This window comes from Labrenzia sp. R5_0, from assembly GCF_017743835.1.
GTDB lineage: Bacteria > Pseudomonadota > Alphaproteobacteria > Rhizobiales > Stappiaceae > Roseibium > Roseibium algicola.
This window is the reverse complement of record NZ_JAGHRK010000001.1, coordinates 482,302-500,137: the sequence shown is the minus strand read 5'-3', so window position 1 is coordinate 500,137 and position 17,836 is coordinate 482,302. Positions and strand designations below refer to the sequence as shown.

14 protein-coding genes are annotated in these 17,836 nt (G+C 52.1%); 8 read left to right on the top strand and 6 right to left on the bottom strand.

The annotated features are described in order from the left end of the window. Window positions 1–3: 3 nt before the first annotated feature. Window positions 4–1,194, bottom strand: a complete 1,191-nt coding sequence (locus tag J7447_RS02285; RefSeq protein ID WP_209168617.1) for a nucleotide sugar dehydrogenase — start codon at window positions 1,192–1,194, stop codon at window positions 4–6. 116 nt (window positions 1,195–1,310) lie between these two features. Next, window positions 1,311–2,519 carry a class I SAM-dependent methyltransferase gene (locus tag J7447_RS02280; protein WP_209168616.1) on the bottom strand — a complete coding sequence of 403 codons (1,209 nt, stop codon included), beginning with the start codon at window positions 2,517–2,519 and terminating at the stop codon, window positions 1,311–1,313. Between the two features lie 297 nt (window positions 2,520–2,816). On the opposite strand from J7447_RS02280, the gene J7447_RS02275 reads away from it, so the two are divergent. From J7447_RS02275 to J7447_RS02240, 8 genes are all read left to right on the top strand, one after another. Next, the gene (locus J7447_RS02275) at window positions 2,817–3,626 is read left to right on the top strand and encodes an NAD(P)-dependent oxidoreductase (RefSeq protein WP_209168615.1); all 810 of its coding nucleotides are present in this window, start codon (window positions 2,817–2,819) and stop codon (window positions 3,624–3,626) included. A 19-nt stretch (window positions 3,627–3,645) separates the two neighbouring features. Continuing rightward, window positions 3,646–4,599, top strand: a complete 954-nt coding sequence (locus J7447_RS02270; protein ID WP_209168614.1) for a class I SAM-dependent methyltransferase — start codon at window positions 3,646–3,648, stop codon at window positions 4,597–4,599. A gap of 280 nt (window positions 4,600–4,879) precedes the next feature. Next, a complete protein-coding gene (locus tag J7447_RS02265) occupies window positions 4,880–5,842 on the top strand; it encodes an NAD-dependent epimerase/dehydratase family protein (RefSeq protein WP_353653753.1) in 963 nt (320 codons plus the stop codon). An 84-nt stretch (window positions 5,843–5,926) separates the two neighbouring features. Further along, window positions 5,927–6,340: a hypothetical protein gene (locus J7447_RS02260; protein WP_209168612.1), complete on the top strand. Its 414-nt coding sequence runs from the start codon at window positions 5,927–5,929 to the stop codon at window positions 6,338–6,340. 13 nt (window positions 6,341–6,353) lie between these two features. Further along, complete coding sequence (locus J7447_RS02255; protein WP_209168611.1) at window positions 6,354–8,378, top strand: glycosyltransferase family 61 protein; 2,025 nt, start codon at window positions 6,354–6,356, stop codon at window positions 8,376–8,378. A 325-nt stretch (window positions 8,379–8,703) separates the two neighbouring features. After that, window positions 8,704–9,120 carry a hypothetical protein gene (locus J7447_RS02250; RefSeq protein ID WP_209168610.1) on the top strand — a complete coding sequence of 139 codons (417 nt, stop codon included), beginning with the start codon at window positions 8,704–8,706 and terminating at the stop codon, window positions 9,118–9,120. A gap of 92 nt (window positions 9,121–9,212) precedes the next feature. Beyond that, window positions 9,213–12,008 (top strand): 6-hydroxymethylpterin diphosphokinase MptE-like protein, encoded by a 2,796-nt coding sequence (locus tag J7447_RS02245; RefSeq protein ID WP_209168609.1) that lies wholly within the window; start codon window positions 9,213–9,215, stop codon window positions 12,006–12,008. 160 nt (window positions 12,009–12,168) lie between these two features. After that, window positions 12,169–13,268, top strand: a protein-coding gene (locus tag J7447_RS02240; protein ID WP_209168608.1) for an IS3 family transposase whose coding sequence is annotated in 2 segments (ribosomal slippage) — window positions 12,169–12,421 and window positions 12,421–13,268 — 1,101 coding nt in all. Because the reading frame shifts where the segments join, the coding sequence is not laid out codon by codon here. A 456-nt stretch (window positions 13,269–13,724) separates the two neighbouring features. Here the strand turns inward: J7447_RS02240 and J7447_RS02235 are convergent. From J7447_RS02235 to J7447_RS02220, 4 genes are read right to left on the bottom strand one after another with little or no spacing between them, the layout of a single operon-like run. Continuing rightward, complete coding sequence (locus J7447_RS02235) at window positions 13,725–14,741, bottom strand: hypothetical protein (protein WP_209168607.1); 1,017 nt, start codon at window positions 14,739–14,741, stop codon at window positions 13,725–13,727. Between the two features lie 53 nt (window positions 14,742–14,794). Then, window positions 14,795–16,123, bottom strand: coding sequence for an RkpR, polysaccharide export protein (locus J7447_RS02230; protein WP_209168606.1), 1,329 nt, complete (start codon window positions 16,121–16,123; stop codon window positions 14,795–14,797). Between the two features lie 30 nt (window positions 16,124–16,153). After that, window positions 16,154–16,813, bottom strand: a complete 660-nt coding sequence (locus J7447_RS02225) for an ABC transporter ATP-binding protein (RefSeq protein ID WP_209168605.1) — start codon at window positions 16,811–16,813, stop codon at window positions 16,154–16,156. Continuing rightward, a complete protein-coding gene (locus J7447_RS02220; protein WP_006939261.1) occupies window positions 16,810–17,598 on the bottom strand; it encodes an ABC transporter permease in 789 nt (262 codons plus the stop codon). The genes J7447_RS02225 and J7447_RS02220 overlap by 4 nt, the downstream gene beginning before the upstream one ends. Window positions 17,599–17,836: the final 238 nt, after the last annotated feature.

Here is a 17,836-nt window from a genome sequence, read left to right as displayed (position 1 = left end):
ACGCTAACCTTTGTCGGTTATGCCCCATACATCGACGACTGCCGTGTCTTCCGGAATTTTAAGATCCCGATAGGCCGGATGCGGAGTGCCTACAATAATTCCCTCAGCCCACTGTGTGACCTCTTCAAGCGGGACAAGTTCCGGGTCGACCATAACGTATTCGTCGGTACATCTCAGATCCGCGCCGTGCCCGCGCAACAACTTGCGAAGCTTGTAAGACAGGGAATCCCGAATGTCGTCAGAACCCGATTTGAACGACATGCCAAGAATTCCGACCCGTTTTCCCACCAGCGAGCCGCCACATTTCTCTGCCAATTTGTCGACGGCAAATGCGGCGAGGCCTTCGTTGACAAACATGGCCGCCTGTCCCATTTCGAAGGACCGGCGCGCAAACGCGGCAAGCTGCATGGTGTCCTTCATCAGGCACGGACCGGCAGCAAATCCGGGAGACGGGAAGTCCCGCATGCGTGCGTATTCGTGGGTCATGGCGTGCTGGATACGGCCGAAATCAAGACCTTCCTGTTCCGCAAGCATGTAAAACTGATTGGCGGCCGCAAAAGTAATGTAACGCCACGCGTTGCAGTAAAGCTTGGCGAATTCCGCTTCCTTGGGACGCGTTTCGATCTGCTTGACACCCAGCAAGTCGAACAGCGCCCTTGCCCGTTTCACCGCGCTGGGGGTACAGCCGGAAATGATCTGCGGCAGCGTTTCCATTTCCTGGATCATCTTTCCCTGCACAACGCGTTCTGGGCAGAAGGAAACGTCCGCTTTAACCGACTTGCCGACGATGTCGCTGAGAAGATCGGTCGTTCCCGGAATCACGGTGCTTCGAAGGATGATCAGGTGTTCATCGCGCAGATGAGGCTTCATTGCGTCAATGAGCTTCAGAAGCGGTTCAATTCGCGGATTCAGATACCCGTCAAGCGGGGTCCCGATCGTGATGAACAGCGTCTCGGCATCTCGAATAGCGGAGATATCGTCGACGACGTGAAGGTTCTTGCCGTTGTATTTGGCGAGCAGTTCATCGGCGCCATCCTCATGAAATGGCATCTTCCCACTGCGAACGATCTCACGGAATTCCAAGTTGATATCATAAAGGGCCACTTGCAGGCCCTGATCCGCGAAGACCAGGCCGAGCGGCAACCCAATGTGACCAAGACCGCCAATAACCAAGACATCATATTTGGACGGCATTGTTTATCCTAAGTTTCTAGTGTTCCGGGAAAGTGGGTGGGACAGACGGCGCTGCGGTAAGCGTGGCATGCGCGAGTAGCTTCGCAGAATTGAGACACAGGCTCTCTCTAACGGCCTCACGGGCGAATGACGGGTCTGGGCAGCGGCACGATGAAGCGCCCGCCCTGCTTCACAAAATCAGAGTTTGAGACAAAGAAATCCGCGTAGTTCCAGGACAGCAGAAGAGCCATGTCAAATTTTCTTCCCAGGAATTCCTCATCGGAAATCACTGGAATATGACTGCCCGGCGTCAGCTTTCCACACTTCAAAGCGTTGTTCTCGGCAACGGCTTCAAGGTCTTCACAAGTAAACCTGGCCGAATTCAGGAGCGTGTTTCCCTTTGCAGGCGCGGTAAACACACCGATCCGGTTACCGGATTCTTTCTGCCTGGCTACCGTTTCGCGAAGCTCCTTGATCGCGCTTTCGACCTTTTCGGCAAAGCGCTCATAGGGGGCATCCGTCATCAGTCCCCACGCCGCTTCCGCGTCGAGCATCGATTGGACCGATGCATCCTCTTTCTGCCCGGATCTCTCCAGAGCGACGGTCAAACGCAGAGCCGGACCCGATGCGCCAAATGAAATGCGCTCGGCTTTCACGGCCCGAAGGCCGACCCTTCGCAACAGGGCCTTGAGCGGGGTCAAACCATGGTAGCTCAGATGCTCATGGTAGATTGTATCGAAATAGACCCCCTCCATCATGTCAGGCAGGTAGGAGCACTCAAACACTGCGAGACCGTCGTCATCCAGCATTTCAGCAAAACCCGACATGAAATCCACCATGTCGTCGACATGGGCGCAAACATTTGTTGCGGTCACCAGCGCAACAGGCCCGTAGTCTTCCTTGATCCGCCGCCCGACTTCCAGACCGAAGAAGTCTTTTACAATGATATGCCCCTTCTGTTCAGCATATTGCCCTGCAGAAGAGGGCTCAACGCCGACCAGACGGTAACGATCCTTCGGGTACCGGTCGAGCATGATGCCGTCATTCGCGCCAACATCAACGATGACCGAATTTTCCTTCGGGCTGTAGTCGCTCAGCAGTCCGTCAACCAGACCCTGGAAGTGATTCCGCAAGGCTCCGGAGGTGGAGGAAAGGTAGTGATAGTCGTCAAAAACGTCCTGCGCGTTCACCACATCCAGGAGCTGGGAGGAGCCGCAGGACCTGCAGCGAAACATCCTCAAGGGGAAGCTTTGCTCGGTCGGTATATCTTCTGTTTTGATGAAGGCGTTCGAAGGCGGTTGCTCGCCCAGATCCAGAACCAGGCTGAGATTTGACGAACCACACATCCGACAGGTATCATTCTTTTTATAGCGGAAATTCATGAGACAGATTTCACCCGTAGCACCCGGACTGATGGCCATTTCGCTATAGCACTCATTCGCTTTTTTCAACTCCTAACATCAAAACAGTTGAAACTTTAGAACGCGCGGGTCATGTTCGCGGTCTCGCATGGATGGGAATTCACGACCGAAAGAGTGTGTTGCTATGGTTGCCCCGTCGGGCACCCCTGGCATGACGGCCGCATTTGAGCATGTATGACCGGATGTTGCATAATTTTGGCCAACGAAAAAAACTGACTGGCAATGCTCATTGACGAACTTTCAGTGTTGGTAACGGGAGCCCGCAGCGGTCTGGGGCGAGCTCTTTGCGAACGGTTCCGCGCGACTGCGATGACGCGCGAAAATGCCGACGAAATTCTTTCCCAAGATACGAAATACGACTTGGTCATTCATTGCGCTCACAGCAGGGCGAAAGACGTAGATACAGACAGCTTGGATGACTATGCTTCCGATTCCTTCGACCTCACGTCAAAAGTTCTTCGACTTTGCAAGCAAAAGGTTGTTTTGATATCCAGCGTTTCCGTATATCCGCTTGAAGGGCACAGCCTTCGTGAGGATGAGCCGATCAAGCTGGACCAAGTGCATGAATTTTATGGCATAGCGAAGTTGCTGTCAGAACGGCATGTCGTCAATTGGGCTCGTCAAACAGGCGGCCAGTTCCTTATTCTAAGGCTGTCATCAACGCTCGGACCTTATTCTCCCGCCAATGTCACCAAGCGTATCTTGTCCGGTGCCACCCCGTCCGTTCCATTGTCCGGCTCCTCTCGCTTCAGCTACATCTGCCATGATGAAATCGGAGATTTCATAGAGGTGGCGTTGGACCGCTCCGCGGAAGGTTTTTTCAATCTGGCTGCGGCGGATACCGTCACACTGAAGGACGTGGCATGTCTTGCCGGGCGGGAAATCGAATTCGGACCGATCAACTATCAGGCGCCTGCCGTCTCCATCGAAAGGGCCTGCGGGCTCTTGCCGGCTTTGCGAAAGACCTCCGTTGAGCGTATCAGAAACGCGATCGCGGTCCGCGAGCGGGAAAGCGGTTCCAGCAGGCTTTAATAACAAGGAAAATGCGATCATGACCGACACAGGCATTGGTTCGGCGGAAGAGGTATTGAAGCTATCGGATATCGCAGAGCGTTGCGGCGTTCCGATGTCTTCGGCTGCCGTTACAGACTGGTTCGATGCAGAAAGTCACCTGCGATACCGTCGGCCGACGACTGATGAGCGTGACAAGATTTTGTTGGATGTCGTCGGATTTCTGCAGGACGACTCCCTGAAGCGCTCTGGTGCGCACCGTATTGACGCCTGGCGCAAAGGGTGGGGCGAAATCCTCGACAGGATTGCCGAGGCATCTTTCGACTACGATACGCTCTGCCCGCAATACTTCAAGTTCGACGCCTTTCGCTTCGACGGGGATTATGCGCTGCGTCAGGACAAGCTGTTCGAGTTCGCGCTCTGCCACGCGGTCAAGACAACGCTTTACGCTCACCACATTCAAGATGGCGATCGCATTGTCGATCTTGGAACGGGCAGCGCGGCCAATGTCTACCTGCTCCTGAACATGTTCAAGAACAGCCAAGTCGTCGGGGCGGACTGGGCAGAGCCCTCGGTTGAAATCACCAACAAGATTTCAACCTACTATGACGGACGTGCCACGGGTGCGCGGTTGGACATGCTGTCGCTTGAAGGGCGTGATAGCCTTGGGACGTTGACGGATAACGTGGTGCTTTCGGTTCACTCGTTTGAACAGCTTGGCACGCAGTGGCAAGGCATTCTCAAAATGCTGCTCGAGGCAAAGCCGAAAATTTGCATTCAGATCGAGCCAATCTACGAGAATTACGACGACGAGCCTATTTTCGATGCCCTCGGCCGACTTTACCACAACAAGAGAGGCTACTTGAAAGGCTACCAGACCGAGCTTATGCGTCTCGCCGATGCCAACAAAGTGGAAATCCTCGACCAGAGACGGCTTACTTTTGGAACCATGCTGCATGAGCCGTATGGGGTTCTTGTCTGGCGCCCGAAATGAGATGTCTAGAAACAAGATGCTTCTATCTTCGCCCCACAAGATTTATCTGTCACCCCCCGCGCCACTGACGCTTGGAGCGCTCGCATTGGAAGGTGCCCCCTTTTATTTCCAGTCAAGCGAAGGCAGTTGAATTTTGTCCAAAGTTTCCAGAAGCATGGGGCCGTGGTGCGCTTCTCGAGGGTTTAACCAGACTTCATTGGAAGATATTTGAAGTTACGCTGTGCGGTGCTTTCGAACGGATGCGCAGAGCGGTGAATGAAAGGAATTGGTCTTGAGTACTGTGTTGGTCACCGGGGGGTTGGGTTTCATCGGCCGGAGCCTCGCTCATGAACTCAGAATGCGTGGAAAAACCGTGCGCATACTGGACAATCAGCTGAGAGGGAATGCGAAGTACCTTGAGGCGGCCGAAGAAAATTACGAGCTCGTGCTTGGTGATATCCGCGAGCGGGAAGTCGTCAAGAAGGCGGTCGAAGGCTGCTCGGAAATTTATCATCTCGCGGCGATCAACGGGACTAAGAATTTTTACAATATTCCCAGGCAGGTCCTGGAGGTCGGCGTGATCGGGACACACCTCCTCCTGGATGAGTCGATATCGCAAGGTATTAAAAAATTCCTGTTCATGTCGAGCTCTGAAGTTTATCAGACACCTAAAGTGGTGCCGACTGATGAGAGTGTGGGACTATACCTGCCGGATGCTGTGAACCCCAGGTATTCCTATGGGGGATCGAAAATTGCCGGCGAACTCATGACTATGAATTATTGCCGTGACGCCATGGAAAAAGCGATCGTCGTCAGGCCGCATAACGTGTATGGACCCAATATGGGATTTGACCATGTTGTACCGGAGCTGGCTATGAAAATTCTTAAGGCGAGGAAGGCGAATCCGCAGGCGAAAACGGTTGACGTGCCGCTTGAAGGGAATGGTGCCGCGTCCCGTTCTTTTGTGTTTATCGACGATTTCGTCACTGGAACGCTTCTGGCAATGGATAAAGGCGAGCATCTGCACACCTATCACGTAGGTACAGATCAAGAAATTTCGATTCTCGATCTGGCAAAACGGATTGCCAGAGCGCTGGAAATCGATACCAACTTCGTGCCTAGCGGACTTCCCTCTGGCGGAACCATGCGCCGTTGTCCTGATATCAGTAGACTGAGGTCCTTGGGATACGAACCTCAGGTGGAGTTGGACCGCGGACTGGAAATGGCTCTCAAAACGGTACGCGATCATTTCGACCAGATGTGAATGCAGGCAAAAGCACTATCGTAACGCGCAGCGCTACGAACAGATACGCTGCTGATTAAATCTCGATAAAAGGAAACAAGTGTCATGGCGACAACACCGAGTCTGAAATCACCCGACAAGGCGGCATGTGAGGCGATACCGCCCTTCGTTGACGCGCGGGGAACAATTCAACCGATCCTGGACTCCCAAATGGGCGGCTGTGCTCTGATCACCTCGAAAGCAGGTGCCATCCGGGCGAACCATTACCATCAGTCCGATTGGCACTATAGCTACGTAATTTCAGGCAAGATAAAGTATTTTCATCGCCCCGTCGGCAGTGACGAAAAGCCGACAACAGAAATTTTCGAAACTGGAAGCGTTTTTTATTCACCTCCGATGGTCGAGCATGCAATGGAGTTTCTTGAAGATACGACGTTCATCGTTGTCTCCAAGCACTCACGAGACAAGGACGACTACGAGGAAGATGTTATCCGTGTTCCAGACCTGACAATACTGTAAAGGGCGGTTTCGCGTGGATCTGAAGGTATTTAGTCAGCGCTTTCGCGAGGGAAATCTTGCGGAAAAAAGTGCATTGTCTCGCGGCATCGAGCGATTGGCTGCAGCTCTTTCCGGAAAACCTGATCGCATGCTTCCGGCTCTTGGAAGCGATGCAATGGGTAAATTCTACAGGGAGTTGCTCGCGCGCAAGCTTTCGGAAGATTCTCGCATTGACCCCGTATTCTTCGCCATTTTGCATTTTGCCTGCATCCAACGAGACTTCGAATCTTCGGGTGTTGGGGCACCGAAGCCCCTCACCCTTCTCCTGGACTCGGACTGCTCTACATGGCAGGCGCTAACTCCGGAACTGGCCAACCTTCATTCGGGTTTGGTTCAGCTGGGAACTGGCGGTAAATTCAGAAACAAAACGGCCGGTCTCTCTGCAAGCGGGGCCGGTGGAAGCTCCGAGACTTCCTGGAAGGTGGACGGTCTCACAGCGGAACTGACGCAATCCCTTGAACGCGAATACACCGCGCACGTAATAGCTCTGTCCACCAGGAAGCCGGCAAAAGCAATTGTAGAAACACTTCAGCGCCTGTCCTCGACCGCCAATACCGGGACAGTTGTTATTTTGAAAATAAAGTCGAGAGACATTAAAGACCTCGATAACGCTTTAAAAAGTAAAAATGAGAATATCCAGGTGACCGACTCTCTGGATTGCGGCGCATTTCAACTGGTTATAATCGAGAACTTTTACAAAAACTTTTCGGACAACGCGGTCGATCTCAAGGTTAATCCCGCCATGAAGCCCGTGAATGCCAACAACGTGGATCAGATTTTCTACCCGATAAGGCACATCCGTGACATCGCGACAACTGATCAAATCGACGCCGGCAGCCTCGATCGTGTCAAAGAAGCAACGAGCCTTATTCTACGTCCCGAACATAAATTCATCGCAAGCACAAAGCCCAAAGTCATTATGGAGCGTGCCTCCGGCAAGACAGTGGAGCAACTTACCCAGCAGGAATTCCTTATCAAGGACATGTCCCTGTCATTCCTGCCCAATGCCATTTTCAATGGAATGGGAGTGGCAATCACGCAAGACAACAGGATCTTCGAGGAATCGTTCCTTCCGCCAGTCGACCCCGGCGAATATAGCACCTGGGGGCCCAGCTTTCCGCTGAGCGAAGGCAAGGATCAAGCATACATTGGATTTCTCGACCAAAGGTTTCTGGTCGCGGGGAAGCCCGGGTATTTCCGGCCTCGCAAAAGGCCCGTGCCGTCGAGGACAATTGACGGCCCGGTCCTTTTGGTCGGCGCACTCTACCACCATGTCTATTCGCACTGGCTGATTGACGTTCTGAGCAAGCTCTGGGTGCTCCCTCATCTGGAAAACATGGGATTGGGAGGCATTCCGGTTGCCATATCAGGGCCGCTGTCAGCCAAACAGAAGGAGATGCTTCATTACGCCGGAGTTTCCCAGGATCGGCTGATTGAACTCGGACCGGAAGAATGGGTCGACAGCGATATGCTGCTTGTGCCGAGCCGGCCGGCGCGAATGTATGACTATATCGCTCCCGAGGTCTTCGATCTCTATGACACCATTGCGGACCGCGCATTGGCTGCAATGAAGATCGATACTTCCGCCTTCCCGAAACGGATATATGCGGCGAGGCAAGTGCGTAGCGGCCGTCGGCGCTGGATAAACGAAGATCGCATCCTGCAGCAATTGGATAAACGGGATTATCGCCCGGTTGAATTCGCCCATCTGTCAGTCGCGGATGAGATTTCACTTTTCCGAAATGCAGTGTCTATTGCGGCGCCGCATGGCAGCGCGCTGGGAGGGATCGTATTTATGCGGGAGCAGGCAAAAGTTTGCTGTTTTTTTTACCCTGAGTTAATGCGTGTCATCCGGCATCATTTTACGATAACGGCACACAGAAAACTTGAGCTGCTTGCGGTTGGAGGACAGTCGTTCTCGATGCGCACAGACATGAGTTCCTGGCTCATCGATGAGGACATCGTCGCTGATGGACTAGACCAGTTTGAAGCCTGCTGAGCGAACCGACGAAGGCCCGTTTCGATTAGTCTCCGTTGACCTGACTTCAATCTCGTTACTGTGATTAAGTTTTTACTACTACTCCCACGGACAAGTATAGGCTGATCTACTGACCGGAACATCGAGTTCTTTTGCATTTGGTCTGTTTCCTTCAGTTGCGGTCGGAACAACCGCAGTTCAAAGCGAGGAAAACTACAGGAGAGCTGCCCAGATAGCGTCCCGCGGGTAGGGACGCGACACTTGCCTGACTTCTTTGAATAGTGGTAAGAGAATTCAAATGCCTATCCTTGAGAGCCTGCCCATTCCCAATATTCCGGTGTAAGAAATGAGCCGCTACTATAGTTTTCTTTCCGAAGTAAGAAGTACGCAAGAAGAGAAACGTAAAGAGTTAATTGATAAATTTGAAGATCAAATTGAGGAGGATATTCGGAACAATTATTCAAGAATGATCGGCATCTACAGCTCCATCGGATTTGATGATTCATTCGATGAAGTTGCAAAGCAACTTCTGTTGGCGAGAGAGCGCGAAGAAGCTGCCTTGAAACAGCTCGCGACCGCAGAGCGCGAGAACGAGCGCAAACATTTAATTGCACGGGACTTGCAAGCGCAGAACGCCAAACTGCGTCAGAAACTGGCAAAGGCAAAGAGACTGAATGTCCCCAGCGTTTCGGACGTGGTTGAAGCCTTAAAGAAATTGCATGTGCTGAAGCTGGTCACGGGATCTCAAAAAAAATCACAATGAATTTTAGCTGCAGGCAATCGAGAGCGATACCGTCCCCGACAATGCTCTCCTATTCAGTTTCTCAACACTTCTATCCTCAAATGGTGACTTAGATGCCGCTTAGAACTGCCGTCTTGATTGTGGCTATGCCCAACGAAGTGGAAGTGGCGAAACTCTGTATTCAGTCGTTGCTTCCTCAGTTGGAGAGTGATGACGGGGTTTATGTTTTCCTGCATTCCGGAAGTGATAGCGGCCTTGAGAATTTTTGTTCGAAATACGACCGTATTAAGTATTTTCAGTCGGACAAAAAATACGGAGTTGCGAGTTCGAGGAATTTTTTGTTCTCGAAAATAGGCCGCAACGCGTTCGACGCAATTGCTCTGCTCGATAGCGATACGATCCTTCCTTCGGATTACCTTGGACGAATAAAAGACTTCTACGCAAGAATGGAGAAGCCGGGCATTGTCGGTCCGGTTGTGCTTGACTACCCGGAAGTCTGTAAACGCCTGGAGCGATTCAAGCAGCCAGCACTCTTGCAAGATCTGGAAGCCGATCGGAAGTTACCTGCCTCAACGGAAATCAAAAAGGCCATCCAGAGCAAATTCAGGCACGAGTTTGTTGATCATGCCGGTATGGTCGCTGACTACGATTTCGCTTACTTCAATATGGAATTCATCTCTGCTGCGATAACTGAAACGGTATTTCCTTCCTTCAACAATCAGAAGATAAGCTCCGTTAAGCTGCAGGCTAATTTTCACCAGCTCTTTTTTGATGCTGCCCACACCGAAATCGTCGTCTCAAACATTCCAGGATGTTGTCAGTTCTTTGGAATAGGCCTGCTTGAGGAAATCGGCGAGTTGGACGAATTGTTCGATCCTTATGGGTTCGAGGACAGCGACTTTGCAATCCGGGCGCAAAAAGCGGGTTACAGTAACTACGTCGATACGGAAAATGTTTTGTTGCACCGCACGGACCAGCGCCACTCAAAAAGGGTTGCATCTGACCAGCGGCACGCCTTCAGTGTGCTTAAATACCGTGCATTTGCACACCTTTATGCAAAACACCATTGGGAGCAATTCCCGAATTTGTACTTGAAACGGGTTCTTTACGAGGACCTCAGGTTTTCGCTCACAGACAAACCGACAGGTACGGTTGAGAAACTTACCGCGATAAAACAAGCTTGCCAGCGTATTTACCTGCAGGATCGGGAAAAATACGTCGCGAGGATCAGTGGCTTGCCACTACATGAGCAGCGTTTCATGGCGGCTATGGTTCACGCGCTTCCCGGTCTTAAGGCGAATGAAGACATCGAACGATTGGCGAGAGAAGTCTTTACCGAAAACAGCGAAGCCTCCGGCAGAAAATACCCGGCGCGTGTCAATCTTGAAATCTATGAAGAAAAAAGCGTTCTTCTAGACCAGGATCAAAATACGGGAGGTTTCAAGACGGGAAAATATGCAGCCTCCCAACAGGAAAAGATCTCCGAAAAAGACCGGCATCGTCTTGAATCCTTGCGGGACCGTTTCAGTTCACACCGGTGTTTCATCATCGGAAACGGACCGTCGCTCAACAAAACAGACCTGTGGAAGCTGCGCAACGAGTATACTTTCGGCGTTAATGGTGTCTACCTTCTTGAACAGATCGCAAATTTCAGGCCAACGTTCTATGCAGTGGAGGACAATCACGTCGTTGATGATAACCTGCCGGAGATTCGCGCACTAGATTGCAAGTACAAATTTTTTCCAAACAAGTATAGAGAAGCAGTTGGAGAGCGCGAAAATCACTTTTTCCTGCCGGTGAATTGGGAGTTCTACTACAAGAGCAGCAAGTACTTCTGCGAACCCAGATTCAGTTTTGATATCTCCAAGACAGCCTATGTCGGTCAGACTGTCACATATCTGAACTTCCAGATTGCCAAGTTTCTTGGTTTCAAGGACATTATTCTAATTGGCGTCGATTTTGATTACAAGGTTCCTAAGGACTCCAAAATAAAAGCCAATTCCATTCTTTCCAATGAAGATGATCCAAATCACTTTCATCCAAATTACTTTGGAAGAGGAAAGAAGTGGCATTTACCGAAACTCGAAAATTGCTACAAAGCCTACCAACACGCCAACAAGGTCGCAAAAGAAAACGGTTTTGTGATTCGGGATGCCACCATCGGGGGGAAACTCGATGCCTTTCCAAAGGTTCAGTACAAAGAACTGTTCGAGCGAGATTGCAGTTCAGAAAGACCAAACGCTGCGGTAAAGGTACTCACGCGCCACATCATCGGGCAAGCTCTTCAGGAAAAGGTCGGGCTTCATCTGTATTGTGCCGATCTGGTTCCGGATTACGTGGAAGACATCGAATACTCCGTGAATTCGTTCCAAGAGTTGGACGAATGCAAACTGGAGTCGGGAGAGGGTTATAAAGTTGGTGGCATGGATTCGAGGCAGCGGGTCGTGCGTTTCGTTGCTGACTTGGCAGACATCGGACTCCGCGGTGCCGATGCTGTTTGCGTTCCGCTCAGCAAGGATCCCGACGTGGCGAGCCAGTCGGTCGAACATTTACGCAGCCTGCAGGATCCGCAAGAAGCTGACCTTGTTGTCTATCCGGGAATTGCGGTGTTTAGCAAGCGTGGCTATTGGCCATTTGGTGGCTTGTCAGGCTTGCCTACCGATCCGGATAAAATCTGCGCGTCTGACCTAATGACACTCAACGGACCTTCAGCCTGGCTGTTCGCAGCAAAGCCGCGCAGCCTGAACATGTTGGTCGCCTGCCTGACTTTTCCCTCGGCGGCGGGCACTGTAGCGAACCCACTGGAGAGCAATGAGGGCGGTGTACCGTCCGGGGATTTAGTCAAGCATCTGGTTAAATACGAGCGGGCATTCTTCTTTAGACGCGACTACATTTTTTTCCCCTGCTGATCATCCCAGCTGGCTACAAGCGTCATTTCTCCGATTAGCTCATTGGTGTCTAGAGTATATCCACTCTATGTAGGTTCATTCGACTGGAGCGATTGTGACCTGAGACCCCATAACTCCTCCAGTTTGGTATAGAATCCGTCGCAGTCAGGAGACGGACGGAATGAAGCGTTCACGGTTCACAGAAGAACAGATCATCGGCATCTTGCGGAATCAGGAGAGCAGCCAGAAGACGGCCGATGTTTGTAGGCGGCACGGGATCTCGAAAGCCACCTTTTACAAATACAAGGCGAAGTTTGGCGGTATGGATGTATCCGATGCGCGCAAGCTGAAGGCGCTTGAAGACGAGAACGCAAAGCTCAAGAAACTGTTGGCCAAGGCCATGCTCGACAACGCCATGCGGCAGGACGTTGCTTCAAAAAAATGGTAACGCCCGGTGCAAGACGGGAAGCTGCGGCTCATCTGTGCTCCAGGCACGGCGTGATCCAGCGTCGGGCGTGTGCTGTCTTGGCAATTGACCGGTCGAGTGTTCGGTATCGAAGCCTACGACCGGATGATGCCGCTCTGCGTGAAGCCATGAAGAAGGTTGACGGAGAGCGCCGGCGCTTCGGCTACAGACGTATTCACCTGATGCTGGAACGCCAGGGTATCCGAATGAACCAGAAGAAGTTGAGGCGTCTCTATCGCGAGGAAAAGCTTCAGGTCCGCAAACGTGGTGGCTGGAAGCGAGCTCTGTGCACCAGACTGCCGATGGTGTTGCCAGGCAGAACAAACGAGCGGTGGAGACTGGACTTCGTGTCGGACGCCTTTACTGACGGCTGCCGCTTTCGGGTTCTGGCGGTGGTCGACGATTACAGCCGCGAGTGCCTGGCGCTGGTGGCCGACACTTCATTGTACGGTTTGCGGGTCACCCGTGAACTCTATACGCTCATCCGACTGCGAGGCAAACCGGTCACCGTGGTCTCTGACAACGGAACCGAGCTGACCAGTATGGCCGTTCTCAAATGGTGTCAGGGGACAAGTGTCGATTGGCATTACATCCTGCCCGGCAAACCAATGCAGAACGGTTTCGTCGAGAGCTTCAACGGCAACTTCAGGGATGAGTGCCTCAACGAGACGCTGTTCTCGTCGCTCGCCGAAGCCAGATCCCAAATCACCGCATGGAAGGAAGACTACAACCGCAACAGACCCCATTCATCCCTGGGCAATCTCACGCCCTACGAATTCGCATCGAAAATGACTTTGCAAACACGGGCCGCATGAGGTCAAAAATCAACCAAGGATTCCGCGCTGAAGTGGAAGAAGATTGGGCCTCAGATCAATTGCCTTTGCTGAACAGGCGGGTTGCGCGCGGTGGTGCGGTTCCACCACAAGCGCAAATCAATGCGGTCAGCGGACGCAAAAGCCCCGCCTTTCGGGTGACGCAAAGCAGTCCATCGGCAGCGTTACGCCGCTTGACCGCTGCACCGCATCGCACTTAGCTGAGTGAACTGTTTTCCACATCAAATGATCCTAGATTGAGCGGACATGCTCTAGTGTATCATGTTAAGTCAGCTCTGATTTGGAACGCAGTGTCTGTTGTATTTCTTGCGAGACCTTGCTCGATGTAAGATCTCGATTTGTGTTGGGATTACATCAGTACGCTTGTCTCTACGCTCCCTCGCGTGATCCGGAGAGAAGTAACCTCTTTCAAGATATATATATTGCAAATTACTTCGCTTATTCTAATAAATTAGACAATAACTTCCTAACAGTATCTTCGTAGGTAGAAATTTTCCTTTCCTCATGATCTATATATTTTACGTAATCCAGATAGACTGCTGCGAACAAAACTTCGATACTTACCTTTTCACGGCCATTAATTTTTTTTTTCGACCTGTCACTTGTGAGACCCCATCCATTATAAAATGACGCTCCAAAACAATGTACCGCGCAACCAGCCATCACACCTTCGAAGCCGAGTTGGCTGGAAACGCAATACAAGGTCGAACACGCTTCCAGCAAGGACCATGGATTGATTGGCTCCGCGGTCAGTCTCAACAAGTCGGTCTTGAGCGCTTTCCCCACCTCGGGTCTGGCTTTCGCAATCTCTTGCAGCCTCTCGTATCCAAAATGTCCGGATTTTCTGCCGAGCCTGGCTTCAGGATGGACGCGGACTATTATTTCTGCACCCGGGTTTTCCGTCGCAGCGGCATCCAGCATCTCTGCAAAGGTGTCCTCGCTGGCCATGGCCCCAGCTATCGAAGCATCACCGGCCGTCTGATCAACCACAAGTACGCGATCCTCCGGCCTTGAGGCTTTCAACTGCAGGGCCGACGCATCTAGAATTTTGGAGTTATTGTATTTTGAGAGACGCGATTTTCTGAGATTTTCCATTGAGAGCCGTATTTGAGCAAGCGGCTGCGGCGAAGACGCGCGCTTCCTTACCATTGCTTCAAGGTCGCTCGGCTGCCTGGCGTCGTAATAAATCCCCGTCCGGTCCATCACCATGGACAGCGGCTTTTCGCTGGTTCCGGGACTGATCGAGCGCAGAAACCCATCCTCGAAGGCGATATAGGGAATGCCCTGCAATCTTGCGATTTCACGCGCCCGGTCAGCGGTCGGCTTATGACCCCAGCCAGCTATCGCGTCAACGCCCAACCCCAAAGGAGGAAGCCGGCAAGCTGTGCAGCCGGTCATAAGTTCAACCGCATACCGCAGACGCCAAAGGCCGGATGTCGCAATGCCGATCAGCATGTTTGTGTTCAATCCGGTCCCGGAAAAAGTTTTTCGAAGTCACACCCCGACGATCAGGTCCTGTCCCGAACATTGTAATAAAGCAACACGACCACTGACCACAGACCGGCCAGCATCAGGAAAACCGCAAGAGAATAGAGGAACCTGCTCGGATACTGGGCTTCCTCCGAGAGCGTCGGCCGAATGAATGTCGCCAGATAGAGGCTTTTGTTGTCGGCTTCTTGCCTGGCCTTTTCAAGACTCGCCAGCGAGGTCACATAAAGCTGCTGCGCAAATTCCTCTTCCACCGCCAATTCCGAATAGTCGGCTAGCCTAAGGGAGAGGTTATTGCGGCGATCCCCAGCTTCGCCGGAGCTTGTTCCGCCGGTGCCGAGTCGCTTACGAACAGAGGCGATCTCGCCCTGAAGAGCGGCAATCTGCTGGTCCAGCATTCGGATGCGTGGAGAATCCTCGTCAAGATAACTCATCAGGGTGGCCTTCTCAGCCTCGTGGCTAGCCCGCTCCCGGTCGAGGCCAGCGATCATTTCCGCCGCGATTTCCGCATTCGCTTCGGGATCGACTTCCTGCGTTTCCTGACGGTAGGCTAGCATCTGCTTGCGAATTGCCTTGAGCCGCGCCTCGGCTCGCGCAAGCGCTTCCTCGGCATATCGGACTGACTGACGCCGGTTGGATTCAGATAGTTTGTTGACCAGGATCTCGCTGCGTTCCAGGATCGCTTCCGCAATCATTACGGAATCTGTCGGCCGGAATGAACGGACATCGACGTATATTACACTGGAAGTTGCATCGAAACTCACGTCGACCATGCCGTTCCAGTAACTGAGTTGGTCTTCGATCGGCAGGTCTGTTCCCATCGAAAAAAGGAAATCCGACGCTTCGCGATTGAAGATCGTCTGCAGATCGAGTTCCTTGGGCAGGTCCTCCAGAATCGCTTGGCTCTGGATGTAGTCCGTGACGATATAGCTATTTGAGGTCGTCGACTCAGATCCGCCGCCGCCGCCCATCACCATGCCGAGAATTTCCATGGGTGCGACAGTATTAGAGCTACGCACCGCGAAAGCTGCGGTGCTGTGATACTGGTCACTCGCCCAAAAAAACATGTAGGCAGAAAAGGCGGCGGAGGGCAGCGCAACAAATAGAAAGAAGCCGAGTATGATCAGTCTGTGCCGGGTCTTCGCAACCGACTTTGCGGTCGTGCCCGGAAGGGCGAGATCTAGGAGCTTCTGCGGATCAAGACCGGATTTCTTCAGACGAGATACGAGTTTACCGTCTTTCTCACGTTTTTTTGCTACCGGGCCATCCTTCTTGGACGGAAGCTTGAAAACGGCGCCTTTAGACCCGGGTGACGCCTCACTCTCAGCTAATTTTTCTGCAGAAGACATTTTTCAAACCTTGAACCGAAGCGGGCAAACCTAGCGGCGAGCCATATTTTCATCATGTAACGCGATGGCATCATCAATGTTAGCAAAATACGTTAACAACCCATCTTCTAGCACAATTCCAGTCGTGCAATAGTCCTTCAATGCTGCGTTGGAATGCGATACCATGATTATGTCTGAATTCTGTAGTTTTTCCTCAAAAACGCGCCTGCATTTTTTCTGGAAGTTCGAGTCGCCTACTGCCGTGATTTCATCCACCAGGTAGTAGTCGAAATCGATACCCATGCTGACCCCGAATGCGAGCCTGGCTTTCATCCCGGACGAGTAGCTGTTGACAGGCATATAGTAGGATTTTCCCAGTTCGGCGAAATCCTGCACATAGTCAACAAGTTCATCGGTGTCGTGACCGTAGATACGAGCGACGAATCGTACGTTCTGTTCCCCGGTTAGAGATCCGTTGAAACTGCCCTGGAACCCTAGTGGAAAAGATACGTTTGCCAAACGAATGATCCGGCCGGACGTCGGTTTGATGGTGCCCGCAATTAGTCTCAGAAGCGTCGACTTTCCCGCTCCATTCCGTCCGAGTAGACCGACACTTCTGCCGCGTGGGACAGTGAAGGTTACATCCTTAGCAATGTAGCGCGTCTCACCTTTCAGCTTGAACGCCTTTGTTAGCCGGTCCAGCCTAATCATTTCGATTCTCGCAGTTTTGCGTCAAACAACCAAATGAGAAAAAGCCCAAAAACGATCGAAAAAACGGCAAGGCCGACGATATAGGGCATGTCCACGTAATTGGCACGGTAGGTCGGATAAAATCCGGTGCGGAACAATCCGACGACATGCACAAGTGGGTTCCAGAGCAGATACTCCCGAAAGGGATGCGGAACAGTGTCAGGTAAAAAGAACACGCCAGAGATGATGAAAGCCGGCCGGTTTATAATGCCCCAGACCTGCTGATAGGTGCTGCTCAGGTGAAACCAGACTATATTGGAGGCCCCAACACCAGCACCAAGCACGATGGCGATCAAGGACGCCAGCAAGATAGGACCGAGATCGATTTGCTCGAACGGCACCACAAACCATAGCCCTCCGAACAGAAGTAAATTCACGACGAAAAGCGTAGCGACCTGCAGGACTATCCTACCAATAACTGCATCGTAAGGGCGTACGACCGGGTAGTTCAATAAAGCCCTGTTCGCGTCAATGGCCGAAGCAACCTGATCAGACGTCGAACGGTACATGTAAAACGCTGCGTAGCCCGTCGCGAAAAATAACGTAAAACTCCGCCCTAGCGGCGGAACATGAGCGATCCCCGAAAACACCAAGGTAAGGATCGCAATGGTCAACACTGGATCGAGAACGGCCCACATGTATCCGCCAAACTTGTTTCCGTAGCGCGTTGTCATTTCACGTACAACGAGCGCGAAGACTATGGCAAACTGCCGTTGGAGTCCCTTGTGAAGAGGTTCAGAATACAATTGCGTCACACCAGATCAGTTTCTTGCGCTGCAGACCGTAAAACGCCGCTGTGTTAGTTTCCAGTCCGAACGGGCGAAATTATGGACCCGCTCATCTAACGGCCCCGCGCCCTTGGGTCAACTTCCACGGAGACGACGTTGGAAACAACACACTTCCGATCGCATGGTGCGATGCCGCCGCAGGCGGGCCCGTGTATTGTGGAAAGAGTTTTATAGGAGACCTTCCAGAAACGTTCGG